16 protein-coding genes are annotated in these 17664 nt (G+C 49.2%); 4 read left to right on the top strand and 12 right to left on the bottom strand.

The features are described 5' to 3' along the window. Positions 1-53 precede the first annotated feature (53 nt). The 6 genes from ACZ5PW_RS00320 to nifH form a co-directional block, all read right to left on the bottom strand. Complete coding sequence (locus ACZ5PW_RS00320) at positions 54-1181, bottom strand: radical SAM protein (protein WP_464556953.1); 1128 nt, start codon at positions 1179-1181, stop codon at positions 54-56. Between the two features lie 247 nt (positions 1182-1428). Continuing rightward, positions 1429-2802, bottom strand: coding sequence for a nitrogenase molybdenum-iron protein subunit beta (nifK, locus tag ACZ5PW_RS00315; RefSeq protein WP_464556952.1), 1374 nt, complete (start codon positions 2800-2802; stop codon positions 1429-1431). 151 nt (positions 2803-2953) lie between these two features. Next, on the bottom strand, positions 2954-4591 hold the full coding sequence (gene nifD, locus ACZ5PW_RS00310; protein WP_464556951.1) for a nitrogenase molybdenum-iron protein alpha chain: 1638 nt from the start codon (positions 4589-4591) through the stop codon (positions 2954-2956). Positions 4592-4611: 20 nt separating this feature from the next. Then, entirely contained in the window at positions 4612-4986 is a 375-nt protein-coding gene (locus tag ACZ5PW_RS00305) for a P-II family nitrogen regulator (RefSeq protein WP_464556950.1), read from the bottom strand. Next, positions 4987-5334, bottom strand: a complete 348-nt coding sequence (locus ACZ5PW_RS00300; protein ID WP_464556948.1) for a P-II family nitrogen regulator — start codon at positions 5332-5334, stop codon at positions 4987-4989. It abuts the gene before it with no gap. 72 nt (positions 5335-5406) lie between these two features. After that, positions 5407-6234, bottom strand: coding sequence for a nitrogenase iron protein (gene nifH / locus ACZ5PW_RS00295; RefSeq protein WP_464556946.1), 828 nt, complete (start codon positions 6232-6234; stop codon positions 5407-5409). A gap of 324 nt (positions 6235-6558) precedes the next feature. On the opposite strand from nifH, the gene ACZ5PW_RS00290 reads away from it, so the two are divergent. Genes ACZ5PW_RS00290 through ACZ5PW_RS00275 form a run of 4 tightly spaced genes read left to right on the top strand, consistent with a single transcriptional unit; the run spans position 6559 to position 9022 of the window. Beyond that, a complete protein-coding gene (locus ACZ5PW_RS00290) occupies positions 6559-7665 on the top strand; it encodes a LeuA family protein (protein WP_464556943.1) in 1107 nt (368 codons plus the stop codon). Next, the gene (locus ACZ5PW_RS00285; RefSeq protein ID WP_464556939.1) at positions 7662-7898 is read left to right on the top strand and encodes a hypothetical protein; all 237 of its coding nucleotides are present in this window, start codon (positions 7662-7664) and stop codon (positions 7896-7898) included. Before ACZ5PW_RS00290 ends, ACZ5PW_RS00285 begins: the two co-directional genes overlap by 4 nt. Beyond that, on the top strand, positions 7888-8097 hold the full coding sequence (locus tag ACZ5PW_RS00280) for a hypothetical protein (RefSeq protein WP_464556936.1): 210 nt from the start codon (positions 7888-7890) through the stop codon (positions 8095-8097). Before ACZ5PW_RS00285 ends, ACZ5PW_RS00280 begins: the two co-directional genes overlap by 11 nt. Then, positions 8078-9022, top strand: coding sequence for a hypothetical protein (locus tag ACZ5PW_RS00275; protein ID WP_464556932.1), 945 nt, complete (start codon positions 8078-8080; stop codon positions 9020-9022). The genes ACZ5PW_RS00280 and ACZ5PW_RS00275 overlap by 20 nt, the downstream gene beginning before the upstream one ends. 74 nt (positions 9023-9096) lie before the next feature. On the opposite strand, the gene ACZ5PW_RS00270 is transcribed toward ACZ5PW_RS00275, so the two are convergent. The 6 genes from ACZ5PW_RS00270 to ACZ5PW_RS00245 form a co-directional block, all read right to left on the bottom strand. Continuing rightward, on the bottom strand, positions 9097-11511 hold the full coding sequence (locus tag ACZ5PW_RS00270; RefSeq protein WP_464556930.1) for a FliG C-terminal domain-containing protein: 2415 nt from the start codon (positions 11509-11511) through the stop codon (positions 9097-9099). A 374-nt stretch (positions 11512-11885) separates the two neighbouring features. Continuing rightward, complete coding sequence (locus ACZ5PW_RS00265) at positions 11886-13025, bottom strand: M20 family metallopeptidase (protein ID WP_464556926.1); 1140 nt, start codon at positions 13023-13025, stop codon at positions 11886-11888. A 220-nt stretch (positions 13026-13245) separates the two neighbouring features. Further along, positions 13246-14124 (bottom strand): ABC transporter permease, encoded by an 879-nt coding sequence (locus tag ACZ5PW_RS00260; RefSeq protein WP_464556922.1) that lies wholly within the window; start codon positions 14122-14124, stop codon positions 13246-13248. Positions 14125-14132: 8 nt separating this feature from the next. Next, positions 14133-15098, bottom strand: coding sequence for an ABC transporter permease (locus ACZ5PW_RS00255; RefSeq protein WP_464556917.1), 966 nt, complete (start codon positions 15096-15098; stop codon positions 14133-14135). A gap of 45 nt (positions 15099-15143) precedes the next feature. Then, complete coding sequence (locus ACZ5PW_RS00250; RefSeq protein WP_464556913.1) at positions 15144-16658, bottom strand: ABC transporter substrate-binding protein; 1515 nt, start codon at positions 16656-16658, stop codon at positions 15144-15146. A 47-nt stretch (positions 16659-16705) separates the two neighbouring features. After that, complete coding sequence (locus tag ACZ5PW_RS00245) at positions 16706-17656, bottom strand: ABC transporter ATP-binding protein (RefSeq protein WP_464556909.1); 951 nt, start codon at positions 17654-17656, stop codon at positions 16706-16708. Positions 17657-17664 lie beyond the last annotated feature (8 nt).

Here is a 17664-nt window from a genome sequence, read left to right as displayed (position 1 = left end):
GCTCTTCAAAAACTTTTATTAGGGCTTCGCCGTTTTTGTGTTTTAGTGTGCTTTTATTGTTTGCATTTCTTACCCTTCTTGCCACCTCCGTAGAGCACATCCACTGTGCCTTCCACATTCTCTTCGGAGATGATGACTCGCACTCCTTTTGATTCCAGAACCTGTCTGGGCTTTTCTCCTGCGCTGGAGGTAAGCAGTACAAAACAGTCATTTAAAATTTCCGCCAGATCTTCCCAGCGGGATGATCCGCCGCCGGGCTCAGGAGCGGGGCGTGTTTCGAGCAGACAGTTCAGGCCGTCGGCCCGGGGGCCGTAAACTAGGATCTGGTGTGCATGGCCGAGATGCAGGTCGATATCCATTCCTGTGGAGCTTACAACGGCAACGTTGGGGCGTTCTTTTGTAGGGCGGGGCAGGGTGCTGGTCGGAGGAACTTCAACCTCTGCCCCGCATTTGACCCAAGGCGCCATAAGCTCAATGTGCTTGGCCGCAAGCGAGCGTGCAGTTTCAGTCTGCTCTTCACTTACCGCAGAAAAATTACTGTCCTCATCAGGATAGAACGGGGCAATACCCATGATATCTGCGCCGTACTCCTTTGCTCTCTTTGCGATTTCTTCAATGTGTTCAAAGTTATCGGGATAAAGAGTGGTGTTGACCTTCACGGTCAGCCCTGCTTTTTTGAAAGCTTTGATAGACTTGGCCTGCTCTTCGACAAGTATTTTTGAAGCATCAGGAAGCGGTACTGTTTTGGTGGACGGGCGGATCCAGGCATAGATGGTCTCGGCAATGACCGGGTCCACCGCGTCTACCAGAACAGTGATGTGGGAAATATTAAGATCAGCCAGTTTCTCGGCGTATTCTTCTCCATTGAAACCGAGGGTTGTCAGACAGAGTGAGATGTCAGGGAAGCTGCTTCTGACCATTTCAAGAGTTTTGCAGGTGAGGTCAAAGGTAGTCAGGGGATCGCCGGGACCGGTGATGCCGACCACGCTGATTTTCTTACCTTCACTTATTGTCTGCTCAAGTGCGGATACGGCAGCTTCAGGAGTTATTGCTGCGGGGTTTTTAGTTTCCGCAGCAAAGCGGATGCGCGCATTTGAACGGGGAGCAACCGGGAGATGCATGCGGGAAACGGAAGCTTTAGCGGATTTACCGAAGCAGGGATGGGAAGAATAAGAAGTCATGTTAAAGCTCCACGAGTTAGAAAATATTTAGTAAAAATCTAAAAAATATCTAAATTGAATGTTTGATTATAAACCCGAGATCTTGTTTGCCGGGCCATTCTGCAATGTATCTGAGACTGATTGTTGCTTAAGGCGAGCCGTGGCGATCAAGACGGCTAAGCCCGGATAAAAGTTTTTGGGATTCTCAAACCCTTTTTACAAAAAGGGTTTGAGGCCCCCGGCAGGGCCGCCGGAGGCCTCCAATAATTTAGTATACGAGTTCGAATTTTTCTTCGGGTGTGTCGCGGTCCATGCGGTCCATGAGCAGTCCGAGAATTTTTTCGAGCAGGCGCAGTCCGCCTTTGTATCCCACTGTGGGGAAGTACTGATGTCCCTGGCGGTCTGTGATGGGGAATCCCCAGCGCAGGAAGGGGACATCTTCATCCCGGGCAATATATTTGCCGTAGGAGTTACCGATCAGCAGGTCCACAGGTTCATTTTTCATCCACTGGTGCATGGTGAACATGTCACCTTTGGCTTTTACCTTGACCTCGTAAGGCATATCGGCGGTAAGCTCTTTGATGCGTTTCTCGAACTTTTTGCCGGGAGTTCCGGTGACGACATAGACGGGGCACATGTCGATGGAGCGCAGAAACTCAACCATTGAGATGAGGTTGTCGGGATCACCGAAAATGGCGACCTTTTTGCCGTAGAGGTACTGGTGCATGTCGGAAATCATGTCCACGAGCTGTCCCCGCTCGTTGGAGATGGATTCGGGAACCGAAACACCGGCCACTGTGCGCAGTACATCAATGAAGCGGTCAGTTGCTTTCAGACCGTAGGGCATATCCAGTACAGTGCAGGGAACCTTATGCTTGGAATCGAGCCAGCGGGCCGCATCAGCGGAACACCACTCACCCAGTGCGAGGGTTCCCATGGCCTGTCCGGTTTCCTTGAGTTCCTTCACGGTGACACCGCCATCGGGGAACATCTTGTATTCACCGCTGAGGGGGCCGTTAAGCACGCCGGAAGTATCCGGGAACAAGGTGATGTCTACTCCGATGAGTGAGCAGAGACGTTTGATCTCTTCCATGTCGCAGGGTTCAACCCAGCCGGGGATAATATTGACTTTTCCGTTCTTCTTGTCAGAAGGCTCAGCCATCTGGGCCATGGCCTTAACCATGTTTGAGAAACCGGTGACATGTGAACCCACATAACTCGGGGTGGGTGCGCCGATTACCGTTTTGCCTTCGGGAATCTTACCGTCCTTGTGGCCTTTAGTGATGATCTGGTTGAGGTCATCACCGATAGTCTCTGAGAGACAGGTGGTGTGCACCGCGATTATCTCGGGCTCATAGACGGTAAAGATGTTGTTCATGGCCTGCAGCAGGTTGGCCTGACCACCGAATACCGATGCACCTTCAGTGAACGAACTGGTCGCAGCGGAAACAGGTTCTTTATAGTGCCTGGTCAACATAGATCTGTGGTATGCACAGCAGCCCTGTGAACCGTGCGAGTGGGGCAGGCAGCCTTTAATACCGAGAGCCGCATACATTGCGCCTATGGGCTGGCAGGTCTTGGCCGGGTTGATGACCAGTGACTTGCGTTCTTTTATTTCTGTGGGGGTGTGTCTGAGTAACATTTCATTCTCCTTAATCTAGTCTCCGTGCAGGGCTTCACAAATTGATAAGATGCGAGGCGAAGGATAAATCAGGAACAAATCATACTTTTCCGTATGTGAGTTTCCGGTTTTATCGAAGCAACGAAGCAGATCGCTTTTTTGTGTCGTCCAGCTATTCCCAGACGAAAGTAGCGGTCAGCTCGGGGTTTTCCTGCCAGGGAGCCTTCATGTAGCTCCAGACCTTGCTGCCTACGAGACGGTCGATTTCCTTGTAGAAGTTGATCGCGCCCTGGAATCCCGCGTAAGGTCCGCCGGAATCGTAGCTGTGCAGCTGTTTCATCGGTACGCCGGTTTTCTGAATGGAGAATTTCTCCTTGATACCCGCGCAGAAGAGGTCCGGCTTGAGCAACTCAACAAGTTTTTCAGCTTCGTACTGGTTAAGGTCGTCAATGATGATTGTTCCCTTATCCATGTCCGGGTTGAGACCGTCATAGTGTTTGAATTTATACCCGGCATCTTCAAGGGCTTTAATCTCTTCCTCGGTTTTGCGTGGGCGATAATGTTTCTCGTCTGCCACAACATCGATTTCCTCAATGTTACGGGAGTCTGCATCCACCTTGATATCCGGAATTACGCGGCGTCCCTCGTAGTCATCGCGGTGGCCGAATTCGTAACCGGCAGAGAGGGTCTTCATGCCCATTTCATTGAACAGCTCCTGATAGTGGTGTGCTCTGGAACCACCCACGAACAGCATCGCGGTTTTGCCTTCGGTACGGGAGCGTACGTCTTTGGCTACAGCTTCAACTTCAGGCATTTCTTCGGCGATAACTTTTTCAATCTTGTCAATGAGCTTTTTGTCGCCAAAGTATTCACCGATTTTGCGCAGTGACTTGGCTGTGGCTTCAGCGCCGATGAAGTTCACTTTGATCCAGGGGATGCCATATTTGGTCTCAAGCATGTCTGCCACATAGTTGATTGAACGGTGGCACATTACACAGCTGAGGTCCGCGTGCTGGGCAGAGGCAAACTGGTCATAGGTTGAGTTGCCGGAGAATGTGGCCAGGTTTGTGATGCCGCACTTCTTGAGTATGCGGTCGATCTCGAAACCGTCACCGCCGATATTGTATTCACCGAGCAGGTTGATTTTGTATTCTTCGGTTCTCGGCTTTTCGTTGGTTCCCACCAGATGGGTGAAAACTTCGTTGTTCGCAATATGGTGACCTGCGGACTGGGATACACCTTTATAACCTTCGCAGGAGAAGGCGAAGACGTTACAGTCGCCGAATTTTTCCTTCATCTTTCTGGCAACGGCGTGGACATCGTCACCGATGAGCCCCACCGGGCAGGTCGAGAATATGCAGATTCCCTTGGGGTGAAAGAGGTCGTAGGCTTCCTGAATGGCCGCCTCAAGTTTCTTTTCACCGCCGAAGATGATGTCCTGATCCTGCATGTCGGTAGAGAAGCAGTAGGTCATGTAGTTTTCGCCATCGGGACCGGCATCGGTCTGGTTACGACGGGTCAGCCAGGAGTAGAAGCCACAGCCGATGGGGCCGTGAGTGATGTTCACGATGTCGCGGGTGGGGCCCATGATAACCCCTTTACAACCTGCGTAGGTGCAGCCGCGCATGGTGATGATACCGGGGATGGTTCTTACGTTTGCAACGATTTCCGGAGGAGCTTCACTCTCGTTTGCTTCGTTGATCATTATCTGTTTGGCGCGCTTGCGGGCTACTTTAGGCGGGTACTTCTTGAGAAGTTCGTCTTTGACGTCCGCCGGGTCCCACTGCACCACTTTAGTCTTGGTACTCATTCTGAAATCTCCTTCTGGTGCTAGGATATGGACTTAGCGCCGGTCTCACCGGTTCTGACTCTTACTGCGTCACCCATTGAGTTGACGAAAATTTTTCCGTCTCCGGGCTTTCCGGTCTGGTTAACTTTTATGATTGCGCTGACGACCGTTTCAACAGATTCGTCCGGGACAACAACGGTGACTATTCTTTTGGGGTAGAGCTTACCTTTTTCCCCGAGTACTGCTGCGGCTTCCTCGTATCCGGATTCCGCGCCTTCAAGCACGGTGGAGTTAACGAATCCTTTTCCCCTGCCCTGGGCCTCGTGGGCGAAGAAGGCATCTATGCCCGCTTCCGTGAGGGCCTGTTTGGTGCGGTTAACCATGTTCATCCGCACGACTGCGATTACTTCTTTCATTTAGGCCTCCGCTACCGGGGCTGCTTCGTTTACGCCGGAACTGATGGTGAAAACGTCTTCCACATCGCTTACGAAGATTTTACCGTCACCGAATGCTCCTTTCACGCCGGAACGGGCTGCATCCATAATAGTATTGATGACAAAATCCTTGTCGTCGGCAGGGACAACGCTCATGAGCATGGTCTTGGGAATCTCATCGTAGGTGACTTCGCCGATTTTGATACCGCGCTGTTTACCGCGTCCTGCCACTGAATATTTGGTTACAGCGGGGAAGCCGTTGTCCATGAGTGCGGCAAGGACATCGTCCGCCTTTTCCGGTCTTACAATTGCTCTCACCATGATCATCATTTTGTCTCTCCTTGTGTGCTGTTGAAATTGATGCGCTGTGCGCTTATTGAAATTGAATTTTCGGATATTTGTCTAAGCTTCCAGAAGGCCGTAATCGAGAAGGAGCTGTTCCAGTTCTTCAATTTCGAGAGGGGTAGGAACAACAAACATTTCATTTTTGTCGATTGCGTCTGCGAGACCTTTGTACACATCGGCCTGCGGAACTTCGTCGTTCCACTCGATTACGGTTTTACGGTTGATTTCAGCACGCTGAACGTCGTTGTCGCGGGGGACAAAATAGATCATCTGGGTTCCGAGTTTGCGGGCCAGTTCTTCGATCATCTCTTTTTCGTTATCAACATTACGGGAGTTGCAGATGAGTCCGCCGAGGCGTACGCCGCCGGACTGGGCGTATTTCATGATACCTTTGCAGATGTTGTTGGCCGCATACATGGCCATCATTTCACCGGAGCAGACGATGTAGATTTCTTCCGCTTTACCGTCACGGATGGGCATTGCAAAACCACCGCAGACAACGTCACCGAGTACGTCATAGAAAACATAGTCAAGGTTTTCGGACTCCTCGTATGCGCCGAGGTTCTCAAGCATGTTGATTGAAGTGATGATTCCGCGACCTGCACAGCCTACACCCGGTTCAGGGCCGCCGGATTCAACACACCAGGAGTCACCGAAACCGGGTTTACGGATATCCTCAAGTTCAACATCCTCGCCTTCTTCGCGGAGGGTATCGAGAACAGATTTCTGAGCCAGTCCGCCGAGAAGCAGACGAGTTGAGTCAGCCTTAGGGTCACAGCCGACGACCATCACCTTTCTGTCCATGGTTGCCAGACCAGCTACTGTGTTCTGTGTGGTTGTGGATTTTCCGATTCCGCCTTTTCCGTAGATTGCTACCTTTCTCATAATTTCCTCCATGGGGTTGGTTTTGTTGTCGTTGATGCTGTTTCCCATAAGGCAATGAGCGTGCCAAAGTGTATTTTTGATTTTAAGGTTCTGAAATATTGAATTTAATTTCAAATTTAGGAGTTGTGGATCTGGATACCAAAAATGTAGGTAGCTACGAAATTCAAAGACAAAAATGTAGTAAGATACATTTATGTAGTTATCTCCAGGAGCATTGAAGGGAGAAATTTATATATAAATTAAGGTAGATGTGAGTGGTGAAAGTTTTGGCATCAATTGTGCTCAAAGGATTCTGTAATAATGTTTAATCCTATGGAGGATACAATGCTGATAGAAACTACCCTGCGTGAAGGCGCACAGCTTTTCGGAGCATATTTTAATCTTGAGAACCGCAAGCATATCGCATCCGGTCTTATCGCCCTTGGCGTTGAAGAAATTGAGCTGGGGTGGGTAGGACAGGAAGGTCTTCTGGAATTTGCGCAGCATTTGAGCTCTGTTAAAAAAGATACTTACCTGAGTGTCTGGTCTCCCTGCAGAGAGAAAGACATTCTTGCTGCCGCGGAGTTGCCTGTTGACCGGATCAATATAGGTGTCCCGGTTTCAGATCTGCATATTGAAAAAAGACTGGAAATGGATCGCCAGTCCATTTTGCGTAAACTTGCTGCGGCAGTGAAGACAGCCCGTGAAGCCGGGTTTAAATATATTTCAGTTGGCCTTGAGGATATTTCCAGAGCAGACGAGGATTTTTCCCTGAGCATGGCCCTGCATGCTGAAGTCTGCGGGGTTTCGCGGATACGGCTGGCGGACTCGCTTGGACAACTCACTCCTCTGGCCATGGAAAAGCTGGTCACCAGATTCAGATCAAAACTTAATATAGATATAGCTGTGCACTGCCATGATGATTTCGGAATGGCCACAGCCAATGCAGTAACTGCACTTGAGTCCGGTGCAGACTACGTGGATTCATCCGTTCTTGGTATCGGCGAGCGTTCGGGAATTGCTTCTACTGAAGAATTGGCTGCCCATCTGGCCTTAAGAGGAGGGAAAGACGGGTATTCTACAGAAGTGCTGAAAGAAATCTGCATGTATGTTTCTTCCGCGGCAAAAGTCCCGGTATCAAGAACCAAGGCTGTGGTCGGGACAGATATTTTTGCCTGCGAGTCCGGCCTGCATGCCCATGCCTTGAGCAAGTCGCCCGAACTGTTTGAGCCTTATGCTCCTGAATCGGTTGGGACCCTGCGTAAACTGGCTGTTGGAGGAAAGAGCGGGCGAGCAGCTGTAAGAACTTTTCTTGACGAGTGTGGAGTAGACAGCACTTCCACTGACCTTGCAGGCATCACCGAAGCCGTGCGTCAGCTTTCATGTCGGCTGAGCAGACCGCTCACCCGAAATGAATTGCTTAAGATCAGTTGCGGGGAGGTATTGTCATGAGTTTGATTAAACGGGCTTTGTTTATATTTTTCTGGATCACCATGATGGTCCGCCCTGTATATTCCGATGGTCTACGACAAAGTTGCGGACAGCATGATTTGTCGAATCGTTTGGCCCTCGCGGACAGTGCCTGCTCAAAAGGCCCTGAAGCAGGATTTACATCGGAACCAGTTATCCGAGGTGGAATAGAATATGTTTTATACAGAAATTACGGAATTGTGGATGACCCTTAGCTCCGGAATTTTTCCTGGCCTTACTATTTTAGCTGTTGCTCTTCTCCCAATATTATTGATTCTGAAAAGTAACTTGAAGGAAATTTTTTTCAGTAGGGCCGATGATAAAAAAGTAGATCATGAAATTGAAATAATAAGGAAAGAAGGCCCGATTTCCTTGGAACTGAGGAGAGTTGTCAATGAACTTATGCATAACTGATTTAAGAGATATACCGGTATACGGGAAAGTTGAATATTATGTTAGCGGCAATGTCCGTTCCTGCGCCCCCGCAGGAAGATGTCTACTGGATACTGAAGCGGGACAGCTTGTCCCACAGTTTTCAACTGATGACCTGCGCCGAAAGACTGTGCAGGCTGTTCATTTTCATGAAAACGGAAATGTGCGTTCGCTGCCACTTGAGGAGAAAACGCCCGTTTTTACTCCGGCAGGTATAATTTCAGCTGAGATGCTGACTTTTTACGAGTCGGGTAAGGTTAAAAGGGTTTTCCCGCTCAACGGTAAACTCTCCGGTTACTGGACTCAGGAAGATGAAGAGCAGTTGGCAGAGCTTGTTGCTATAGATACCCCGGTGGGGGCTTTATGCGTCAAGGTGATCAGTATCTGTTTTCATGAGAGCGGAGTAATCCGTTCAATTACCCTCTGGCCCGGGGAGACTGTTTCTGTTCCCACCCCCAGCGGAGAGATCAAGGTCAGATCCGGGCTGAGTTTCAGCAGGGAAGGGCGACTTGTCTCAGTTGAGCCTGCGGAGCCGACCGAAGTAGTAACCCGCATAGGTAAAGTTACCGCCTTTGATTACGATTCGGTGGGTATAAATGGAGATGTCAATTCTCTTGTTTTTGATAAGGATGGAAATATAGCACGCCTGAGTACATCTCTTACATCCGTAGCAGCAACTCATTTGTCTGGCAGTCAATCCGTTTTTATTCCCGAGTACAGAGATTCCCTGTGTGGAAGTGGAGAAAAGGAAGTAACTCCCATGACTATTGATTTCGGTGATGCCGGGATCGAAATTGTCAACGGATCTAAGCCGGTTCATATAAGTTATAGTGAGCACGAAATAAGCACGTCTCCATTTCTGCCAAATCTTGATAGTATGTTTGGGGAGCTCAAGTGCTCAATCTGATAGTTTGACCTAAATATGAACGCCCCTGAATATAATTGTGTCCAGGGGCGTTTATAGTTGATGGTGTCTCTCCTTCACTGCTGCACATCAATTTCCGTGATATTTCCTTTCGGGCGCAGCCCAAGTTCAGAAACCCTTTCCACAAGTATCTGTCTCGCTTTAAGAAGCATATCAGCTGTCATGTTGCAGGAGTACCTTTTTATATCTTCCTCGACCATTGCTGCTGCACGCTTGGAAAGATTTGAAATTATTCTTTTTTTGAATTCAGGTGAAGATTCCACCAAAGCACCGCAGAGTTCCTGGCTAGTTATATTTCTTAACAGTTCACTTAGTTGTGCGTCAGATAACAGGTGGAAATCATCAAAGCCGAAATCCAGCGCTTTTTTAAGGTGCGATTTGATTGGAATGTCTGTTTGCTCCAGTTGTACGAGTAATTTATTTCTTTTGGTTCTGCCCAGATGAGGGAGAAGATTGTAAATGATTTTAAATTCAGAGGTTCCTTTCCTGATGGAATTGAAAATCTGGATTGTAATGTGGGCAGGCAGTTTATTAAGGATTAAAACCCTTTCTTCGCTGCGGCTGAAAATCAATTCTTTGAGCATTATACCGGGCAGTAATGTTCCGTTAGGGGGAGCAGGGGTGGAGTCTTCAGACTCCCGTGCCTCAAATCTCGATTTTCCAAAATATATATCTGTACAGGAATCTATAAACGGATGAATAATCGGGCAGGATATCGGGGAAAGATCATCTGAGTCGGTATCGGTCTCAGTGCTGACATGAATATCCAGTATATGGTTTGCAAGGGCTGACATTATGGCTCGCCGGCCTACAATGGGACTTGTTGGTGAATCCGATTCACTTCGCAGATCAACCCCAAGACTTGAAGCGTAAATTCCCCATGCAGTGTATTGCAGTGATGCTTTTTCGGATTCGGACAGGGAGTCGAGTATCAAGTTGAGTGTCTCAGGAGATAAGGTCATGATATCCCAGTATTGAAGATCGCGGAACTTTTCAAAAAGCTGTTTGAATTTAACGAATCTGTCTGGAAGGGCCAGCAGGTCAGGTTTCAGGTTCTTAACAAGGTTAAGCAGGCTGTCGGCGACCGGCATATTCCATTGGCAAAGAGCTGCATCCAAACCGCAGATAAAACTCTGCTCACGCATATCAGCAGGGATATCCAGTTTTTTTTCCAGAGCGCTCCACCGTTCGGGAGGAATTATGGCAGCGAACTCGGCAATCTGTTTTTCAGTGGATAGGAAATCTTCACTCTTTTTGGCTTCAAGGCTCAGGCAGACTTTGAATTTGAACCATTCAAATGCAGATGAAAGGCTGATAGGGCTTGAATTAGGTATATTTTCCGTTTTTATTTTGGGGGAGACCGGATAAGAATCGGCCTGTCTAACTGTTCCCGTCCTGTATGTCCTTGGTATTTCAGTCAAAGTGTGTGCATGCAGAGTCAGTTGGGCAAGGTTAGGGGATTCCCTGTTCAAAATGGAAAGACAACTGCTTTCGGCGATGGAAAAGTTCGTTGCTGCCTTTTGCAGAATCAGTCTTTTACGGTTTTTAAGCCAGTTCTCCACAAAGTCCGGTCCCAAACCTTCCGAAACAAGTTTGAGACCGCTGGATAAATAGGGAGAAGATATACTGCCCAGTATTTCTCCGAGATAGAATATACCTTCATTTCTGATGTTTGCAGCCAACTTAAGCATGCATGAGGCAGTCTCGTCAGGAGTGGTCCCTTCATTTATTGTATCGAGTGTATAGTCTGTTTCCGGGAAATCAGAAGGTTTGATATCAAGTCTTTTAGCAAGATTAACGCGCAATCCTTCAAAGTTAGATCCGGAGCATATCCCGAGACAGGACAGTAACATTATATCAAGCGTCTTTTCTAAATTATCCAGAAATGTTCTACGTATTGTTTTTGGATTGAATCTGTTTCCCCTGCACGACTTTAGGGCTGATGTTATAAGAGTACCAGTGGGTTCGTCTATTTCGGGAGCGAGTTGTTTTTCAAGAATCTGGATGCCGAATCTTCTGCAGGCGTTGATTATCATTACCCAGCGTAAAAGGCTTTCCTCTACATCTGTGAATATCATGCTGTATGGCTCTTCAGCCCATATGAAACGGTGGTTCTGTCCGGTGTCTATCCTGACCTTTGAAAGGTCAAAATCTCTCATGCTGTCAGCCGGAACTATATAGTCTTCAATGTCGTTGCGCTCCGGAATCATACTTAACAGTTCTTTCACTTTTTCGGGTGAAGGCGGAGAAGTCTGCTCCATATTTTTTTTGATTAAGCGGGTGCGTATGCGCGGGAGGTTTTTGAAAAGCAGTGAACGTGTAGCGAAGCTGGCCTGATAAAGTATTGTCGCCCACTCCTGATCGGTGAAGGCCGGTTCTTCCCAGATAATATTCTCAAGAACATGGTCCGCAAAGAAGAGCAGGATGTCTGGACCATAAGCTCCTGTTCTTGGTGGGGTAAAGTTTATCATGGCGGGGTTTGTATAAGATTTTCTCTTTGCGGGTCCTGCGAATTAATTTTTACTGATATTATATTTTGTATAGTTAAGTGTTGCAGGTGTCAATAAACCCGGATTTGAGGCTTAGATGTGTCTGGTAAGAACGGAAGAGGTGAATACTGCTGTCGATATAAAATAGAAAAGGCCGGAACGCTGGTTCCGGCCTCAGATATTGGAGTATGATCTGTAGAGTAAAGTTGGAATTGAAAATTCAAAGACTTTGAAGATCTCAGGTTTAAATTATGCTGTAAAAAAACCGGAATCCGGGTGTACTAGTCCTTATGCTTTATGTTTCTGCGGCCAGCCATTTTGTCTGCTGTCTGTAGGGCTTTTCTACAGGTCCGGTTTTATTCGGAAACCAGCCTTAGGCAAGTTTTTGCAGTCATGGTGATAGAGGGAATGATACTTTCCAGTTCAATGTACTCGTCTTCACGGTGGGAGTTGGCTCCCACTGTTCCCATGCCGTCAATTGTAGGGATACCCATGGCTGCGGTCCAGTTTCCGTCTGAACATCCTCCGGTGGAAATGTATTCGGGGGCAATGCCCAGTTTTCCGGCTTCATCTGCAAGAACATTCCACATCCGGACAGTTTCTTCGGTATATTCCATCGGAGGCCTGTCAATACCTCCGCTGATTGTTATTGAAGTTCCGGGAATATAGTTTGTCTCAGGAAGCTTTGCAAAAAAAGCATCTACAACAGCCATCTCTTCCATAGTTCCAACGCGAACATCAACATCAAGTTCAGCCAAATCAGGAATGATGTTGGTTTTTTCTCCGCTTTTTATGACGGTGCACTGGGCGGTGATGGTGGTGTCAGGACCATTCAGCTTATTGATTTCAGGAACATGGCAAGCCAGTTCAACCAATGCATTTGCACCTTTTTCCGGGTCAGCACCTGCATGCGAGGAAATCCCTTTGGCTGTGATCTTAACCCGTCCGCCGCCTTTGCGGTGGAGGACATGGCGGTACCCGGGACGGCATGGCTCGAATACAAAAACCCGGTCGCAGTTTTCAGCTGTTTTTTCGATCCATTCACGGGAGTTCTCGGAACCGGTCTCTTCATCACCGTTGAAAGCGCAGCAGATTGATATTTTATCAAGGTGTCCGTCCTTCATGAGCTTTTCAATGACGTAGGTGGCAACAAGAAGACCACCTTTCATGTCGCAGGTTCCGGGACCCATTGCCCGGCCATCAGCTGTGGAGAAAGGTCTTCTGGCTGCTTCCCCGGTGGGGAAAACAGTATCCATGTGCCCGAGGAACATGAAGTCGTAGCGCCCGTTTTTGCTGGGAGTGCAGGCCCTGAGGCAGGGCACGCCGTCTTTGCCTTCCCGGGTGACTTCAGCATCAAGGCCGAGATCGGAGAGTCTTTTTTTAAGGTGCTCTGCAACAGCAGCAACGCCTTCCAGGTTTTCGCTGGCACTGTCCATATTGACCAGAGTTTCAAGTTCACTGATAAAATTGTCGTAAGTCTGTTGTTCGTTTGTCATTTTGTAGTCCAGAGTATGCCTTGGGCTGCCCGGTAAGATGGCTCCATCCCGCAGCAAACAATAGTATTTTAATTAACAGAATGAATTCGAATGAAGTCAGGCAGAAGTGGGCTTCTGGGTGGCTTTTTAACGAACTCCAAAAAGCAACCCTCAGGTATTCCAAAGGGGGATTGTCCGTTTCATGCCCCCGGCAGATACCGGAGGCATGTATAAATTCAAACTACCTTGCCAGCTTGGGGTTCATTTCATCACGCAGCCAGTCGGCGAAAAGATTGATCCCCACGACGAGCAGAATGAGAGCTGCGCCGGGAAACAGGGTCATCCACCACATTCCGGCATAGATGTAGTTCTTGCCGATGGAGATCATCATTCCCAGTGATGGTTCGGTCAGAGGCACGCCTACGCCGAGAAAACTCAGTGTGGCTTCCAGCATGATAACGACCGCGAGGTCGACAGCCATGACGACGAAGATCGGCGGCAGGGCGTTGGGCAGAATATGCTGGAAAAGAATACGGAAATCCTTTGCCCCCGAAGACTTGGCAGCCATAACATAGGGGTTGTTTTTTATCTCGAGCACACTGCCCCGGATGGTCCGGGCATATTTAACCCAGTCCGCTATACAGATGGCGAAAATAACCGTTCCGATTCCCCGGGTTTCGAAAACACCCAGAAGCAGTACGGCCAGCAGAGTGGTGGAAAAGGAGAATACTGTATCGGCACAACGCATGACGAAGGCATCGATGATACCCCCGTAGTATGCTCCGATCATGCCAAGCACGATGCCGAAAGTACCGGCAATGGTTACAACTGATCCGCCGACAAGAAGGGAGGTGCGAAGGCCGTAAAGTATTGTGGAAAGTATTCCGCGCCCCTGATCGTCAGTTCCCAGAGGAAAGACTGAAGATCCGCCGTCCATCCAGAAAGGCTGCAGAAGCATGTTGCCCAGATCAACGGAGTTCAGATCGTAAGGGTCCATGGGAGCCAGAAGCGGGGCGAATATTCCGGCAAGGATGAAAATAACCAGAATGGCCGCGCCGATTATTGCAGGCTTGTCGCCTTTGAAGCTGTTGATGCGCTTTTTTAAAAGTGGTCTGTTCATTATAGTTCCTAATCGTAGCGAATTTTGGGGTTGAGCACTGCGTAGAGCATGTCGACCATAATGTTGATGAACAGGATAATGAATGAAGTCAGCATAATATATGTGACGATAATGGGCTGGTCTGTTTCAAAAATGGATGTAAGCAGAAGGTTGCCCATGCCCGGCCACTGGAAAATTGTCTCGGTTACGATGGAGAACGCTATGAGTTCGCCGAAAGAAAGACCGGCAATGGTAACGACCGGAATCATGACGTTGCGCAGGGCGTGTTTCATGATGACCTTGAAGGGGGAAAGTCCTTTGGCCCATGCGGTTTTGATGTATTCTTCGCCCATTACTTCTCGCATTCCGGCGCGGGTCAGTCTGAGCATTACCGCAAGCTGGTATCCGGAAAGGGTCAGGGCGGGGAGTAAGATATGTTTCAGGCCGTCAATGGTGAGAAGTCCCGTGCGCCAGTCGCCAACCATGACTGTTTCACCGCGCCCGAAGGAGGGCAGGATATCCAGATATACAGAGAACACCATGACCAGCAGGATACCTATCAGGAAGGTCGGTATGGAGATGCCCATGAGTGATCCGGCCATTATCGTTCGGCTGACGAATCCTGTCGGCCAAATGGAGACCACAATTCCAAGTCCTACCCCGACAGTGAAGGAAATAAGGATGGCGGCGAGGGCCAGTTCAAAAGTGGCAGGAAAACGCTCAAGGATGGTATCCAGCGCGTCCACCTGACTGATGTAGGACTTGCCGAAGTCACCTTTGAGTGCTCCGCCTATGAACTTTACATATTGAACGTAAGTGGGCTGATCCAGTCCGTATGCTTCGCGGACCATTTCCCGTTCCTGCTGGGTGGCATATTTGCCCGCCAGCATAAGAACCGGGTCTCCGGTAAAGCGGAAGAGGCAGAAGCACACGAAGGAGACGGCCAGCAATACCAGTCCCCCCTGCAACAATCTTCGAAAAATATATGATGCCATGGTAACTTTAACGGGGCCGCCGGAGCGGCCCCTGATTTTAATATGTTATTTGATTTCCTTGAGCACGATCCAGCGGTCGGCGCGGGGAGTGAATTTGATGCCTTTGCCCTTTACCACAGCAAACATATCCTGTTGGTAGTGCAGGGGGATGTAGGCTACGTCTTCCATGGCCATTGCATTGATCTTCTGAAGAGCTTTTTTGCGCTCATCACGGTCGATGATGGATGAAGACTCGATGATCAGTTTGTCAATCTCGGGGTTGGAGTAGACAGCGCCGTTGTATCCGCCCATTCCTTTGTCTTTATCCCAGGTATGAAGCAGTTTTTCAGCGGAGCGACCGAAGTCGTAGGAACCGTCAAACCAGCCGATGAGGTAGAAGGGATGCTTGAACTCGGCAGTTTCATCAAAGAAGATGGACTTGGGTTTAACATCAAGGTTTACTTTCAAACCTACTTTGGTGAGATATTTGGCGATAGCTTCACAGATTTTTTCGTCATTGATGTAACGGTCGTTGGGACCGGCAATGGTGATTTTGAAACCATCGGGGTAGCCCGCTTCAGCGAGGAGCTTTTTGGAAAGCTCGGGATTGTACTCAAGACGTTTGATCTCGGGATCGTAACCGATGGTAGCAACGTCTGGAATCTGAGCGGATTTGGTCGCGTGCCCCTGCATTACCTTTGCAATGATTTCGTCTTCGTTGATGGCGTGGGCCAGCGCCTGGCGGACGCGCTTGTCTGCGTAGGGAGTGCCGGGCTTGTTGGACACATGCAGGTAGATACAGCGGCGTGCGGGGCGGTTGATGGTTTCAACATACGGCATTTTTGAAATGCGGTCGTAAAGGGTCAGGGGAACACCGTTGACGATGTCTACCTGACGGCCGGCCAGCGCGGCGAAGCGGGTTGCTTCTTCAACGATGGGGCGCATTTCAACTGTTTTGTATTTGGCTTCGCCTTCCCAGTAGTCGGGGTTGGCATGCATGCGGATGTAGGAGCCTTTGACCCATTCATCAAAAATGTATGCGCCGGTGCCGATGGGTTTGGTGTTGTAGTCGCCATCGTCACGTTTGAGTGAGGATTCTTTATCCACTATGAAGTTCTGATGCATGGTTTCAGCAAACCAGGGGACGGGTTTCACGGTCTTGAAAATTACAGTGTATTCGTCCGGGGTTTCTATGGAGGCAATGGCATTGCCGAAGTTCAAAAATTTTGAATACTTGGGGTCTTTCATGCGCTCGAAGGTGAATTTCACGTCTTCGGCGTTGAACTTGTTGCCGTTGTGGAATTTTACGCCCTTGCGCAGCTTGAATTCCCAGGTCAGGGGATCAATACGCTTCCATTCAGTCGCCAGAGCAGGCTCCAGCTTGCCTTCGGGGGCCTTGCGCTGAAGCAGTCCGTCGAAGAAGTTGGACATGTAGGAGTAGTTTGCGTCAGAAGAAAACGCGTGCGGGTTCATTGATTTGGGCGGAGCGTCCGTTGCGATGACAAGGTCAGACTTTGCCATGGCAAGGGAGGGCAGCAACAGCATTGCGACAAGACTCGCAACAACAGCCAAACGTTTCATGGATTCAACCTCCGGGAAAAAAGTTAACACTTTGATATTGATGCCGCTTAATACAAGTGGCATGCGGCCTGATGCCCCTCACCGAAGTCAGTGGCAACGGGTATTTCCTGTGAGCATATGTCCATAGCCTTCGGGCAGCGTGTGTGAAACCTGCATCCCGAAGGAGGATTGATAGGGCTGGGCACGTCCCCGGTGAGGATCTGCCTGTCCTTAACCCGGCGCGGGTCCGGAACCGGAACGGCTGAGAGCAGTGCCTGGGTATAAGGATGTTTAGGGTTGCTGTAGATATCGGCATAGGAGCCGGTCTCAACCACTTTCCCCAGATACATGACCACGATGCGGTCACAGATGTATTCAACAACTGCGAGGTCGTGGGAAATAATAATCAGAGAGAGGTCAAACTGCTGCTTGAGGTCCATGAGCAGATTGATGATCTGGGCCTGAATTGAAACGTCAAGAGCGGAAACAGGTTCATCTCCGATGATTACCGATGGATTGAGAGCCAGAGCACGGGCGATTCCGAGACGCTGTCTCTGCCCGCCGGAAAATTCGTGGGGATAACGCATTCCCTGATCAGGGTTCATGCCGACTGTTTCCATTAGAAAGGCCAGACGGTCATTCCTCTCTTTGCCTTTGTACATTCCGTGTACATCCATGGGGTTGGAGAGGATCTGGTTTACGTTCATGCGCGGGTTGAGTGAGGAATACGGGTCCTGAAAGATGAGCTGCATTTCACGGCGCAGGGCACGCATTTCTTTCGGAGACATCTCCGCCATATCCCTTCCCTGCCAGCGTACTGTGCCGTCAGTAGGTTCGATAAGTCTCATCATTGCCAGACCTGCGGTGGATTTACCGCAGCCTGATTCTCCCACTATGCCCAGAGTTTCCCCTTTGCGCAGTTCAATGTCGATACCGTCAACCGCGTATACGTATCCGGCAACGCGGGACAGGATTCCTTTCTTGATGGGAAAATGGACCTTGAGATCTTCTGCTTGCAACAAAAATT

The organism is Maridesulfovibrio salinus, from assembly GCF_055394525.1.
This window is presented reverse-complemented; position numbering and strand designations above follow the sequence as displayed.

Bases quoted from the DNA above. Each gene is read 5' to 3' on its own strand.
- ACZ5PW_RS00320 (WP_464556953.1), bottom strand. From the start codon at position 1,181: ATGACTTCTTATTCTTCCCATCCCTGCTTCGGTAAATCCGCTAAAGCT.
- nifK (WP_464556952.1), bottom strand. From the start codon at position 2,802: ATGTTACTCAGACACACCCCCACAGAAATAAAAGAACGCAAGTCACTG.
- nifD (WP_464556951.1), bottom strand. From the start codon at position 4,591: ATGAGTACCAAGACTAAAGTGGTGCAGTGGGACCCGGCGGACGTCAAA.
- ACZ5PW_RS00305 (WP_464556950.1), bottom strand. From the start codon at position 4,986: ATGAAAGAAGTAATCGCAGTCGTGCGGATGAACATGGTTAACCGCACC.
- ACZ5PW_RS00300 (WP_464556948.1), bottom strand. From the start codon at position 5,334: ATGATGATCATGGTGAGAGCAATTGTAAGACCGGAAAAGGCGGACGAT.
- nifH (WP_464556946.1), bottom strand. From the start codon at position 6,234: ATGAGAAAGGTAGCAATCTACGGAAAAGGCGGAATCGGAAAATCCACA.
- ACZ5PW_RS00290 (WP_464556943.1), top strand. From the start codon at position 6,559: ATGCTGATAGAAACTACCCTGCGTGAAGGCGCACAGCTTTTCGGAGCA.
- ACZ5PW_RS00285 (WP_464556939.1), top strand. From the start codon at position 7,662: ATGAGTTTGATTAAACGGGCTTTGTTTATATTTTTCTGGATCACCATG.
- ACZ5PW_RS00280 (WP_464556936.1), top strand. From the start codon at position 7,888: ATGACCCTTAGCTCCGGAATTTTTCCTGGCCTTACTATTTTAGCTGTT.
- ACZ5PW_RS00275 (WP_464556932.1), top strand. From the start codon at position 8,078: ATGAACTTATGCATAACTGATTTAAGAGATATACCGGTATACGGGAAA.
- ACZ5PW_RS00270 (WP_464556930.1), bottom strand. From the start codon at position 11,511: ATGATAAACTTTACCCCACCAAGAACAGGAGCTTATGGTCCAGACATC.
- ACZ5PW_RS00265 (WP_464556926.1), bottom strand. From the start codon at position 13,025: ATGACAAACGAACAACAGACTTACGACAATTTTATCAGTGAACTTGAA.
- ACZ5PW_RS00260 (WP_464556922.1), bottom strand. From the start codon at position 14,124: ATGAACAGACCACTTTTAAAAAAGCGCATCAACAGCTTCAAAGGCGAC.
- ACZ5PW_RS00255 (WP_464556917.1), bottom strand. From the start codon at position 15,098: ATGGCATCATATATTTTTCGAAGATTGTTGCAGGGGGGACTGGTATTG.
- ACZ5PW_RS00250 (WP_464556913.1), bottom strand. From the start codon at position 16,658: ATGAAACGTTTGGCTGTTGTTGCGAGTCTTGTCGCAATGCTGTTGCTG.